This is a genomic window from Rhodovulum adriaticum (genome assembly GCF_004345735.1).
Classification (GTDB): Bacteria; Pseudomonadota; Alphaproteobacteria; order Rhodobacterales; family Rhodobacteraceae; genus Rhodovulum; species Rhodovulum adriaticum.
On the sequence record NZ_SLXL01000001.1, the window covers coordinates 678643 to 690937 of the forward strand.

The window sequence follows — 12295 nt, forward strand, 5'->3', positions numbered from 1 at the left end:
GTTCGATGCGGCCGCCTCATGGGCCGCCTCAACATGGTGAGACAGGACATAGTCCTCCTACTTTGCACGCCGTCAGGGCCCCGGCGCCGGGCACGGACGGTAATGTAACATCGGGGGGATGAAATCTCAATGTGGGGCGCGGGCCTGCGGCGTCGTTCCGCCGGTGGATCATTCTGCGCCGCCGGGGGCATGGTCCAGCAGCCGCACCTCGCGTTGGGGGAAGGGGATGGAGATGCCGTTTTCCCTGAACGCATCCCACAGCGCCAGAAAGACCGCGCCGCGCACATTGGTCAGCCCCTCGGTCGGGTCGGTGATCCAGAAGCGCAGGATATAGTCCACGGAACTGTCGCCGAAGCCCACGATATGGCAGACCGGCGGGCGGTCGGCCAGCACGCGCCCGACGCTTTGGGCGGCCGCGACGGCGATCTTGCGGACCTTGTGCGGATCGTCGCCGTAAGAGGTGCCGAAATGGATGTCCAGGCGGACGAATTCGTTGGAGTGGGACCAGTTGACCACCTGGCTGGTAATCAGATCCTCGTTCGGGATCAGGAATTCCTTGCCGTCGCGGGTGACCACGGACACGTAGCGCGCGCCCAACGAATTGATCCAGCCGAAGGTGTCGCCCAGGGAAATCACGTCGCCGGGCTTGATCGACTTGTCCAGCAGGATGATGACGCCGGAAACTAGGTTCGACACCACCTTTTGCAGGCCGAAGCCCAGGCCCACGCCGATGGCGCCGGACAGTACGGCAAGGCCGGTCAGGTCCACGCCGACCGTTTTCAGCCCGATAAAGATCGCCGCGGCATAGAGTGCGATCTGCATGACCTTGACGATCAGCACCCGCATGGAGGGCGAGATGGTCTCGTCCGCGCGGATGCGTCGGGCCGAGTTGCGCGCGACCAGCCGGGCCAGCGTGAACAGGATGCCGGTCACGACCGCCGCCTTCAGCAGCAGCAGGGCCGAGATACGCCCCTGGCCCAGGGTCAGGCCGATATTGTCCAGCACGGCGGCGGCCTCGTCCGAGAGGCCCAGGATATACAGCGTGACAAAGGCCCACAGCGCCCATGTCACCAGCCGGCGCAGCGCCGGTGTCACCACCAGCCGCGCGGCCAGCCCCACGCCCAGCCAGGCGGTGGCCAGCGTTGCGGCGATGGAAAGGAAATAGGCGCGCGAATCCCAGGTCAGTTCACGGATGGCCCAGACCAGCACCCAGGACAGCGCAACGAACAAGATCAGCCGCAGCCGTTTCAGCAGCACCAGCCCGGTGCGCAGGCGCCACATCGGCCAGCCCTGCCGCGCGCGCAGCCAGTCGTGCAGGGGCGTGTGCAGGATCCGCGCCAGCACTTGCACCAGCAGGGCCAGCCCCAGGATGAACCCCAACTGATACTGCCCCCAGCCCGGCCGCGTCAGCCGCGCAAGCAGGTCGCGCAACGGCTCTGCCAGTGCGATCAGTTGTTCCAGAACGGGGGTCGGGTCGGTTTCCATCGGCTCTCTCTCTGGGCAGAGTGGCACGCACCCCCCGTTCAGACAAGCGCGCCGCCCTTGATCGCAGGGCCGCAAGCGCGTATCTCGCAGCGCATGACTCGCATCTTCGACATGGACGACCGCGCGCGCCTGCCCTGGCGCTTTCACGGTGCAAGGCGCACGGTGCTGGCCCGCCTATGAGGCGGGACCAATCCCGTTCAGCCATTTCCATTCGAAAAAGCCGCGGAGAGTTCCATGACCGGCAAGACGCTTTACGACAAGATCTGGGATGCCCACCTCGTTGATGAATCCGAGGATGGCACCAGCCTGCTGTATATCGACCGTCACCTCGTGCACGAGGTGACCAGCCCGCAAGCCTTTGAGGGGTTGCGGATGACAGGGCGCAGCGTGCGTGCGCCCGGCAAGACGATCGCCGTGCCCGATCACAACGTGCCCACCACCGCCGGGCGCGAAAACATCGCCAACATGACCGAGGAATCGCGCATCCAGGTTCAGGCGCTGGACCAGAACGCCCGCGATTTCGGGATCAACTATTACCCGGTTTCCGACATCCGCCAGGGGATCGTGCATATCGTCGGCCCCGAACAGGGCTGGACCCTGCCGGGCATGACCGTGGTTTGCGGTGACAGCCATACGGCCACCCACGGCGCCTTTGGTGCGCTGGCCCACGGCATCGGCACGTCCGAGGTGGAACATGTGCTGGCCACCCAGACCCTGATCCAGAAGAAATCGAAGAACATGAAGGTGGAGATCACCGGCCAACTGCCGCCGGGCGTCACCGCCAAGGACATCACGCTGTCGATCATCGGCAAGACCGGCACCGCGGGCGGCACCGGCTATGTGATCGAATATTGCGGCGAGGCGATCCGCTCGCTGTCGATGGAAGGGCGGATGACCGTCTGCAACATGGCGATCGAGGGCGGCGCGCGCGCCGGCATCATCGCGCCGGACGAAACCACCTTTGACTACGTCAAGGGCCGGCCCCATGCGCCCAAGGGCGCCCAGTGGGAGGCCGCCCTGGCCTGGTGGAAGACGCTGTATTCCGACGACGACGCCCATTGGGACAAGGTCGTGACCATCCGGGCCGAGGATATCGCCCCCGTGGTCACCTGGGGCACCTCGCCCGAGGACGTGCTGCCGATCACCGGCACCGTGCCCGCGCCGCAGGATTTCCAGGGCGGCAAGGTCGAGGCCGCAGCGCGCTCGCTGGATTACATGGGGCTGGAACCGGGCACGCCGTTGACCGACATCAAGATCGACGCGGTGTTCATCGGATCCTGCACCAATGGCCGGATCGAGGATCTGCGCGCCGCCGCCGAAATCCTGAAGGGCCGCAAGCTGGCCGATGGCGTGCGGGGCATGGTCGTGCCGGGCTCGGGCCTTGTCCGCGCCCAGGCCGAGGAAGAGGGGCTGGACAAGATCTTTATCGAGGCCGGTTTCGAATGGCGCCTTGCGGGTTGTTCGATGTGCCTGGGCATGAACCCTGACCAGCTGGCCCCGGGCGAGCGGTGCGCGGCCACATCCAACCGCAACTTTGAGGGCCGCATGGGCCGCGGCGGGCGCACCCACCTGATGAGCCCGGTCATGGCCGCGGCGGCGGGGGTCACAGGGCACCTGACGGATGTGCGCGAGATGATGGCGGAAACGGTGTAAGGAGCGGAACCGATGGAAAAGTTCGAAAAACTCACCGGCATCGCCGCACCGCTGCCGCTGGTCAATATCGACACCGACATGATCATCCCCAAGCAGTTCCTCAAGACGATCAAGCGCGAGGGGCTGGGCGTGAACCTGTTCGATGAGATGCGCTATGACGATCAGGGCAATGAAAACCCCGATTTCGTGCTGAACAAGCCCGCATATCGCCAGGCTGAAATCCTGATTGCGGGCGACAATTTCGGCTGCGGCTCGTCGCGGGAACATGCCCCTTGGGCGATCAAGGATTTCGGCATCCGCTGCGTGATTGCGCCCAGCTTTGCCGACATCTTCTTCAACAACTGCTTCAAGAACGGCATCCTGCCGATCCCGCTGCCGCAAGAGCAGGTGGATATCCTGATGAAGGATGCCGAAAAGGGCGCGAACGCGCGGATGACGGTGGATCTGGAAAATCAGGTCATCACCACGTCGGATGGCGAAGAAATCGCCTTTGACGTCGATCCGTTCCGCAAGCACTGTCTGCTGGAGGGGCTGGACGATATTGGCCTGACGCTGGCCAAGGCGCCCTCGATCGACGGGTTCGAATCCCAGATGGCGCAGGAACGCCCCTGGGTCTGATCCGGCGGCGCCGTTGTGGCGTGATTGCCCTGAATGCCAAGATGTTGGGTCGCCCGAGAGGGCGGCCCTTTTTAATTGGGGAATTGATGCAAAGTGGCGACAGTTCTTCCATGAAAATGCCCGAAAGAAATCGTTAACCATAACAGTGCCTTGCCAGGCATGGCGAATGTTGGCAAAAATGGGGCAAAGTTATGGCGATCCGTCAAAATCTACGGAATGCCGAAAGCAGGCGGCGCGGCAACGTATCGCGCACGAGCAGTCGAGGAGCACAGGCAGTGATCTCGCGCGTAATCGGCGCTGCGGCGCGCACGGCATTTGTCGTCCTGGTGATCGCGATGCCCTCGCTGTTGCTGCCGGGGGCGACGGGGGATGTGACCCAGATCGTCGCCCTGCTGTGCCTGTTCGCCGGTGCCCTGACCTTCTTTGAATATGTCTCTACCTATCCCGGCCTGGTCGAGTTTCGCGACGCGCCGCCGTTCAACCGCATCCGCTTTGCGGCGCTGTTTTTCACGGTTCTGGCGCTGACCCTGATCTGCAAGGGCCAGTTCGCCCCCAACGCGCTGACCCTGTTCGTCGAGGCCGTGGGCGCGGTGATCGCCCAGGCCACCGATTTCGAATACAGCCCGGTGCGCCTGTTCATCCAGTTGTTGCCGGCCGAAACCAACCCGGCGCACGTCATCCTTGTGCGCAACGCGGCGGGCATTGCCTACCTGATCTCGCTGATCTCGCTGGGCGTGTTCGTGCTGGCCTCGCGGCTGAAGACCTGGCCGTCGCGCAACGGTGCGTTCAATGTCTGGGTGAACCTGCCGACCTTTGACCCGACCGCCGCCGGCGACGTGGTGGAACGTCTGCACCGCGACGGGCGGATCAATATCGCGATGGGGTTCATCCTGCCCTTTGTGATCCCGCTGGTGATGCGCGCGGGCAGCAGCCTGTTCGACCCGGTTCTGCTGGACAATCCGCACACCCTGATCTGGACGGTTTCCGCATGGGCGCTGCTTCCTGCCAGTCTTTTCATGCGCGGCATCGCGCTGGGCCGCATTTCCGAGATGATCCGGCGGCAACGGGGCCGCACGCGGCCCGCCGACGCGGCCTCTTTCGTGCCGGTCTGATCGCGGCCGTCCTGGCGTTGGCCGGGGCGGTGGCGGGGGCCGACACGCTGCGCGTTGCCAGCTATAACACCGAATTGTCGCGCCGCGGGCCGGGCCTGTTGCTGGGCGCCATCCTGGGTGGAAAGGACGAACAGGTCGCCGCCGTGGTGCAGGTGATCGCCGCCGCGCGCCCCGACATCCTGGTTCTGCAAGGCGTCGATTACGACGCCGAGGGGCGCGCGCTGGCCGCCCTGGCGGACCGGCTGGGCCGTGCCGGCCTGGCCTATCCCCACCGGTTTGCACTGGCGCCGAACCGGGGGGTGCGGACCGGGCTGGATCTGGATGGCGACGGGCGTCTGGGCGGGCCGGGGGATGCGCAGGGCTTTGGCTATTTCACCGGGCAAGAGGGTATGGCGATCCTGTCCCGCTTTCCGATCCGGGCAGATGCGGTGCGCGACCTGTCCGGCCTGATCTGGGCGGATATGCCGGGGGCTGTGCTGCCGATGCGGGCGGGGCGCCCCTTTCCCACTGCCGCGGCGCAGGCGGTGCAACGGCTGTCCACCACCGGGCATTGGGATGTGCCGGTGCAGGTGGGCGCCACGGTGCTGCACCTGCTGGCCTACCACGCGACGCCGCCAGTGTTTGATGGGCCAGAGGATCGTAACGGGCTGCGCAACCGGGACGAGCTGCGCCTGTGGCTGCGCTATCTGGAGGGCGCGTTGCCCGGCCCGCCGCCACCCCGTGACCGCTTCGTCCTGCTGGGCGATGCCAATCTGGACCCGGTGGACGGCGACGGCCACGGCGCGGCGATGCGCGCGCTGCTGGCCGATCCGCGGCTGACCGATCCGGCCCCGCGATCCGCAGGTGGGCGGGCGGCGGCGTGGCAGGGGGGCGCCAACGCCGCCCACCGGGGCGATCCCGCGCTGGACATCGCCGATTGGGATGACGATGGCCCCGGCAATTTGCGGGTGGATTACGTTCTGCCCTCTGCCGATCTGGCGGTGGTGGGGGCGGGCGTGCTGTGGCCCGACGGCGGCCCGCTGGCCGAAACCGTCGCGGTGGCGTCCCGGCACCGGCTGGTCTGGGTGGACATCGCCCTGCCTTGACCCCTGCGGGGCGAGGGGCTACGCCCCATCCGACCTATGTGAACAAGGACCGCCCCCATGACCAACACCCTTCTGATCCTGCCCGGCGACGGCATCGGCCCCGAAGTGATGGCCGAGGTGACCCGCATCATCGACTGGTTCGGCGACAAGCGCGGGCTGGCCTTTGACGTGACCGAGGATCTGGTGGGAGGGGCCGCCTATGACGTGCATGGCGTGCCGCTGTCCGACGCCACCATGGCCAAGGCGCAAGAGGTGGACGCGGTTCTGCTGGGCGCCGTGGGCGGGCCGAAATACGACGACCTGGATTTCAGCGTCAAACCGGAACGCGGCCTGCTGCGCCTGCGCAAGGAAATGGACCTGTACGCCAACCTGCGCCCGGCCCAGTGTTTCGATGCGCTGGCCGATTTCAGTTCGCTGAAACGCGACGTGGTGTCTGGGCTGGACATCATGATCGTGCGCGAACTGACCAGCGGCATCTATTTCGGCGAACCGCGCGGCATCATCGAAGAGGGCGGCCAGCGCGTCGGCATCAACACCCAACGCTATACCGAGGCTGAAATCGACCGCGTCGCGCGCTCGGCCTTTGAGCTGGCGCGCAAGCGCGGCAACAAGGTCTGCTCGATGGAGAAGGCCAACGTTATGGAATCGGGCATCCTGTGGCGCGAGGTCGTGCAGCGCGTTCACGACGCCGATTACCCGGATGTCGAGCTGAGCCACATGTACGCGGATGCGGGCGGCATGCAGCTGTGCCGCTGGCCCAAGCAGTTCGACGTGATCGTGACCGACAACCTGTTCGGCGACCTCTTGTCCGACGTGGCCGCGATGCTGACCGGCAGCCTGGGTATGCTGCCCTCTGCCAGCCTGGGCGCACCGATGGAAAACGGCCGACCCAAGGCGCTGTATGAGCCGGTGCACGGCTCGGCCCCCGATATCGCCGGGCAGGGCAAGGCCAACCCCTGCGCCTGTGTCCTGAGCTTTGCGATGGCGCTGCGCTATTCCTTCGATCAGGGGGAAGAGGCCACGCGCCTGGAACAGGCCGTGGAAAAGGTGCTGGCCGATGGTGTGCGCACCGCCGACCTGATGCAGGCCGAGGGCGGCACCCCGGCCACCACCGCGCAGATGGGCGACGCGATCCTGGCGGCGCTGGACGCCAGCCTCTGATCCGAGGCGCCGGATCGCGACCAGCTGCCCACCCTTGCCCGCATGGCAAGGCGTTGGCCGTGGGCATGCGATAACCTGATCGGGGCCGGGGCAAATGCGGCCCCGGTCTGAACATCAGGTGTAGCGCCCCGTCCGCGGGAGGGCGGTGACCACGACACGACGGGCATCTGGAGTTTCGAAAAGGCGCTTGCCGTCGCAACCGGCCCGCAATCATGGGAAAAGACAACCCCGCGCAAACCGCCCGTCGCGCTCTGCGCGTCGGTTCGCGATTTGCGTCATCGTCTGGATTCCAGTGGTGAGCCGTGCAGGATTCGAACCTGCGACCCACTGATTAAAAGTCAGTTGCTCTACCAACTGAGCTAACGGCCCACTTGAGGCCTGCTAGGTAGAAAAACCGGCCGGGGGGGTCAAGGGCAAAAACGGGGTTTTTTCGCTGCCGCGCTGGATTCGTCCTCGCGGCCCCTTTATATGCCCCCTCCATGGCGCAGATGGCACATAAGAACGGGCTGCCCTTCCTCAAGATGCACGGGCTGGGCAACGATTTCGTCGTGATCGACAACCGGCAGGGGGGCGTAACCCTGACGGCGGGGCAGGTTGTGGCCATCGCCGACCGGCACCGGGGCGCGGGATTCGACCAGTTGGCGCTGATCGAGGCCGCCGAAGGGGCCGACGCGCGGCTGACCTTTTACAATGCCGATGGGTCGCTGTCCGCCACCTGCGGGAACGCGACCCGCTGTGTCGCGCGCCTGGTGATGGACGAAACAGGTGCCGATGCCGTGACCCTGCTGACCGAACGGGGGCGGCTGGCGGCGGTCGATGCGGGCGGCGGGCTGACCTCGGTCAACATGGGGGCGCCGCTGCTGGACTGGGCGTCGGTGCCGCTGGCGCGCGATGTGGACACGCTGTACCTGCCGATCCCGGGCGATCCGGTGGCCACCGGCATGGGCAACCCGCACTGCACCTTTTTCGTGCGCGATGCCGGGGCGGTGGACCTGTCCACCTTTGGCCCGGAACACGAACACCACCCCCTGTTCCCCGAGCGCACGAACGTTCAGGTTGCCCATCTGGTCGGCCCCGACCATCTGCGCATGCGGGTGTGGGAACGGGGTACGGGCATCACGCTGGCCTCCGGCTCGTCCTCTTGCGCGACGGCGGTGGCCGCGGCGCGGCGCGGGCTGACCGGGCGGGCGGTGCGGATCGATCTGGACGGCGGCACGATCCATATCGACTGGCGCGCGGATGGGGTCTGGATGACCGGACCCACGGCGCATGTGTTCGACGGGGTGTTCACGCCCGATTTCCTGGGGGGCGCGTGATGGCCGGGCTGGCGCCGCGCTTTGCCACCTTTGGATGCCGCCTGAACGCCTATGAAACCGCGGCGATGCAGGAACTGGCCCAAGAGGCGGGGCTGGAAAACGCCGTGATCGTCAACACCTGCGCCGTCACGGCAGAGGCCGTGCGCAAGGCCCGCCAGGACATCCGCCGTCTGCGGCGCGAAAACCCGGATGCGCGGATCGTGGTCACGGGCTGCGCGGCGCAGACCGAACCCCAGCGGTTTGCCGAGATGGCAGAGGTCGATCTGGTGATCGGCAACGCCGAAAAGATGCGCCCCGAGACATGGCAAGGCATCGCCACAGGCCCCGATTTCATCGGCGACACCGAAAAGGTGCGCGTGGACGACATCATGTCGGTGCGCGATACCGCCGGGCACCTGATCGACGGGTTCGGCACGCGGTCACGAGCCTTTGTTCAGGTGCAGAATGGCTGCGATCACCGCTGCACCTTTTGCATCATCCCCTTTGGTCGGGGCAATTCGCGGTCGGTGCCTGCGGGGGTGGTGGCCGACCAGATCGGTCGCCTGGTCGCGCGCGGGTATAATGAGGTGGTGCTGACCGGCGTCGACCTGACCAGTTGGGGCGCCGACCTGCCCGGCGAACCACGGCTGGGCGATCTGGTCCGCCGTATCCTGAAGCTGGTGCCAGAACTGCCGCGCCTGCGGATTTCCTCGATCGACTCCATCGAGGCGGACCCGGCCCTGATGGCGGCCATCGCCGAGGAACCCCGCCTGATGCCCCATCTGCACCTGTCGCTGCAATCGGGCGACGACCTGATCCTGAAACGGATGAAGCGGCGCCATGCCCGCGCCGACGCGATCCGGTTCTGCCAAGAGGCCCGGCGCCTGCGCCCGGACATGACCTTTGGGGCCGATATCATCGTGGGCTTTCCGACCGAGACCGAGGCGATGTTCGAAAACACCCTGCGCCTGGTTCAGGACTGCGGGCTGACCTGGCTGCACGTCTTTCCCTATTCGCCCCGGCCGGGTACGCCGGCCGCCCGGATGCCCCAGGTGGATGGCGCCGCGATCCGCGACCGGGCGGCCCGCCTGCGTGCCGTCGGCGATGACCGCGTGGCGCAGCATCTGGGTGAACAGCAGGGCAAGACCCACGACATTCTGATGGAAAGCCCGCGCATGGGCCGCACCGCGCAATTCACCGAGGTCACCTTTGCCAGCGATCGGCCCGAGGGGCAGATCGTGACCGCGACCATCACCGGGCAGGCCGACGGGCGGCTCTGCGCCGTCTGAGGTACCTGCCGGACAAGTGAATGGACAGCTCTGCCCGTGCCGGGCTAATCTGACCGCGATAGTGACGGAGGTTTCACATGCCCCTGCCCCTTGCCCCGCTGGCCCCTGTCGTGGCCCGTGTCGCCCTGCGCTATGGCGCTGTGGCGCTGGTTGCCTATGTCGCCACGCAGGTCCGCGAACCGGCCCGCCGGGATCAAAGGGCAGAGGACGCGATGGATGAAGCCGACGAGGGCATTCGCCTGCGCCGGGAACCCGATCAGATGAACGGAACAGCCCGGATGCGGCGCACGATTCGCATCGGGACGCATGGGCCGGGGGTTGAAATCGACGCCACCGCCCTGGGTCGCCTGCGCCTGCGCCGGGTATGACGCCGCACAGGGAAGCAATATTTTCAAAAGCGCGTGAAACTTCGGCGGTCGTTGGGGCGACTTCTGCGCCAGAACGTCTCAGAAGCTCAGCTTAGAACTTATTTAGTCTGGCTGGCCCGGATACCCCGGAGTATACGACCGTAGACGATGTGCCGATCGGCCTTTGCGGACCGCGCTGCGCGGCTATGTCCGCTGGACGCAAGTCACCGTGGGGGCTAGGTAAGTGTCGCAAACGGTCGGGTCGCACGCGCGTGCGATTCCGACCCGTTTTTGAAGAATCGGCCGGCGACCCGGCCACGGAAAGGAGAATTCTCGTGTCGCACGCAGAAGATACCGACGGCTCCCGCCGCGACTTCCTTTACTACGCCACGGCGGGCGCCGGTGTTGTCGCCACCGGGGCGGCGGTCTGGCCGCTGGTGGATCAGATGAACCCCTCTGCCGATGTTCGGGCGCTCAGCTCGATCCAGGTGGACGTTGGGTCTGTCGTCGAAGGTCAGCAGATCACCGTCAAATACCTGGGCAAGCCGGTGTTCATCCGTCTGCGCACCCAGGAAGATATCGACCTGGCCCGCAGCTTCGACGTTGACAAGCTGCGTGACACCGACTCGCGCAACCCGAACAAGCCGGGGCCGGCCACCGATGAAAACCGCACCCTCGACGACGAGGGCAAGTGGCTGGTCATGATCGGCGTCTGCACCCACCTGGGCTGTGTTCCGATCGGCAACCAGTCGGGCGATTTCGGCGGCTGGTTCTGCCCCTGCCACGGCTCGCACTACGACTCGGCGGGCCGCATTCACAAGGGCCCGGCGCCCGAGAACCTCTACATCCCGGTCGCGTCCTTCGTTGACGAGACGACGATCAAACTCGGTTAAGGGAGAGCCCGATGTCCGGTATTCCTCATGATCACTACGAGCCGAAATCCGGCCCGGAAAAATGGCTGGATCGGCGCCTGCCGATCGTCGGCCTGATCTACGACACGCTGATGATCCCCACGCCCAAGAACCTGAACTGGATGTGGATCTGGGGCATTGTCCTGTTCTTTGCGCTGGTGCTGCAGATCGTCACCGGCATCGTGCTGGCGATGCACTACGTGCCGCATGTCAGCCTGGCCTTCGAGTCGGTCGAGCACATCATGCGCGACGTGAACGGCGGCCACTTCCTGCGCTACCTGCACTCGAACGGCGCCTCGCTGTTCTTCATCGCGGTGTATCTGCACATCTTCCGTGGCATCTACTACGGCTCGTACAAGTCCCCGCGCGAGGTGACCTGGATCATCGGTATCCTGATCTACCTGGCGATGATGGCAACAGCCTTCATGGGGTACGTGCTGCCGTGGGGCCAGATGTCGTTCTGGGGCGCCACCGTGATCACCGGCCTGTTTGGTGCGATCCCGTTTGTGGGTGACGCGCTGCTGACCTGGCTGCAGGGCGGCCCGGCCGTCGGCAACCCGACGCTGACGCGCTTCTTCTCGCTGCACTACCTGCTGCCCTTCGTGATCCTGGGCCTGTCCATCGTCCATGTCTGGGCCTTCCACACGACCGGCAACAACAACCCCACCGGGGTCGAGGTGCGCCGCACGTCCAAGGAAGAGGCCGAGAAAGACACCCTGCCGTTCTGGCCCTACTTCGTCATCAAGGACCTGTTCGCCCTGGGCATTATCATGATCGTCTTCTTCGCGGTCGTGGGCTTCATGCCGAACTACCTGGGCCACCCGGACAACTACATCCCGGCCGACCCGATGGTGACGCCGACGCATATCGTGCCCGAATGGTACTTCCTGCCGTTCTACGCGATCCTGCGGGCCTTTGACGGCGATGTGTGGCTGGTGCAGATCCTCGACTGGATGTCCTTCGGCGTGATCGATGCCAAGTTCTTCGGCGTGATCGCGATGTTCGGCTCGATCATCGTGATGGCGCTGCTGCCCTGGCTGGACACCTCGAACGTGCGTTCGGGACGCTATCGCCCGATGTTCAAGATCGCGTTCTGGGTCTTCTTCATCGACTTCTTCGTCCTGATGTGGGCGGGGGCCATGCCGGCCGAAGGCATCTACCCGACCATCGCGCTGATCGGGTCTGCGGTCTGGTTCGCCTACTTCCTGGTCGTGCTGCCGGTTCTGGGCGTGATCGAGAAGCCGCTGCCGCAACCGGAAACCATCGAGGAAGACTTCAACGCGCACTACGGCGAAGGTGCTGCCTCGGGCAACGCCACCCCGGCCGAGTGAGAAAAGGG

At 65.7% G+C, this 12295-nt stretch carries 11 protein-coding genes and 1 tRNA gene; 10 read left to right on the plus strand and 2 right to left on the minus strand.

Translation table 11 applies throughout. The features are described 5' to 3' along the window. Positions 1-168 precede the first annotated feature (168 nt). Positions 169-1485 carry a mechanosensitive ion channel family protein gene (locus EV656_RS03195; protein WP_132599359.1) on the minus strand — a complete coding sequence of 439 codons (1317 nt, stop codon included), beginning with the start codon at positions 1483-1485 and terminating at the stop codon, positions 169-171. Between the two features lie 234 nt (positions 1486-1719). On the opposite strand from EV656_RS03195, the gene leuC reads away from it, so the two are divergent. From leuC to leuB, 5 genes are all read left to right on the plus strand, one after another. Then, positions 1720-3138 (plus strand): 3-isopropylmalate dehydratase large subunit, encoded by a 1419-nt coding sequence (leuC, locus tag EV656_RS03205; protein ID WP_132599361.1) that lies wholly within the window; start codon positions 1720-1722, stop codon positions 3136-3138. A 12-nt stretch (positions 3139-3150) separates the two neighbouring features. Next, positions 3151-3756 (plus strand): 3-isopropylmalate dehydratase small subunit, encoded by a 606-nt coding sequence (leuD, locus tag EV656_RS03210; protein WP_132599363.1) that lies wholly within the window; start codon positions 3151-3153, stop codon positions 3754-3756. Between the two features lie 275 nt (positions 3757-4031). Further along, positions 4032-4868: a hypothetical protein gene (locus EV656_RS03215; protein ID WP_132599365.1), complete on the plus strand. Its 837-nt coding sequence runs from the start codon at positions 4032-4034 to the stop codon at positions 4866-4868. Between the two features lie 17 nt (positions 4869-4885). Then, positions 4886-5953 (plus strand): endonuclease/exonuclease/phosphatase family protein, encoded by a 1068-nt coding sequence (locus EV656_RS03220; RefSeq protein ID WP_207899542.1) that lies wholly within the window; start codon positions 4886-4888, stop codon positions 5951-5953. Positions 5954-6010: 57 nt separating this feature from the next. Further along, positions 6011-7114 carry a 3-isopropylmalate dehydrogenase gene (leuB, locus tag EV656_RS03225; RefSeq protein WP_132599369.1) on the plus strand — a complete coding sequence of 368 codons (1104 nt, stop codon included), beginning with the start codon at positions 6011-6013 and terminating at the stop codon, positions 7112-7114. A 293-nt stretch (positions 7115-7407) separates the two neighbouring features. Here the strand turns inward: leuB and EV656_RS03230 are convergent. After that, positions 7408-7483 (minus strand) — tRNA-Lys (locus EV656_RS03230). Between the two features lie 110 nt (positions 7484-7593). Between EV656_RS03230 and dapF the strand changes: the two genes are divergently transcribed. From dapF to EV656_RS03255, 5 genes are all read left to right on the plus strand, one after another. Beyond that, positions 7594-8430, plus strand: a complete 837-nt coding sequence (dapF, locus tag EV656_RS03235) for a diaminopimelate epimerase (protein ID WP_132599371.1) — start codon at positions 7594-7596, stop codon at positions 8428-8430. Then, positions 8430-9698, plus strand: coding sequence for a tRNA (N(6)-L-threonylcarbamoyladenosine(37)-C(2))-methylthiotransferase MtaB (mtaB, locus tag EV656_RS03240; protein ID WP_132599373.1), 1269 nt, complete (start codon positions 8430-8432; stop codon positions 9696-9698). Before dapF ends, mtaB begins: the two co-directional genes overlap by 1 nt. 77 nt (positions 9699-9775) lie before the next feature. Beyond that, the gene (locus EV656_RS03245; RefSeq protein ID WP_132599375.1) at positions 9776-10066 is read left to right on the plus strand and encodes a hypothetical protein; all 291 of its coding nucleotides are present in this window, start codon (positions 9776-9778) and stop codon (positions 10064-10066) included. Positions 10067-10380: 314 nt separating this feature from the next. Then, complete coding sequence (petA, locus tag EV656_RS03250; protein WP_132599376.1) at positions 10381-10938, plus strand: ubiquinol-cytochrome c reductase iron-sulfur subunit; 558 nt, start codon at positions 10381-10383, stop codon at positions 10936-10938. An 11-nt stretch (positions 10939-10949) separates the two neighbouring features. Then, positions 10950-12287: a cytochrome b gene (locus EV656_RS03255; RefSeq protein WP_132599378.1), complete on the plus strand. Its 1338-nt coding sequence runs from the start codon at positions 10950-10952 to the stop codon at positions 12285-12287. Positions 12288-12295: the final 8 nt, after the last annotated feature.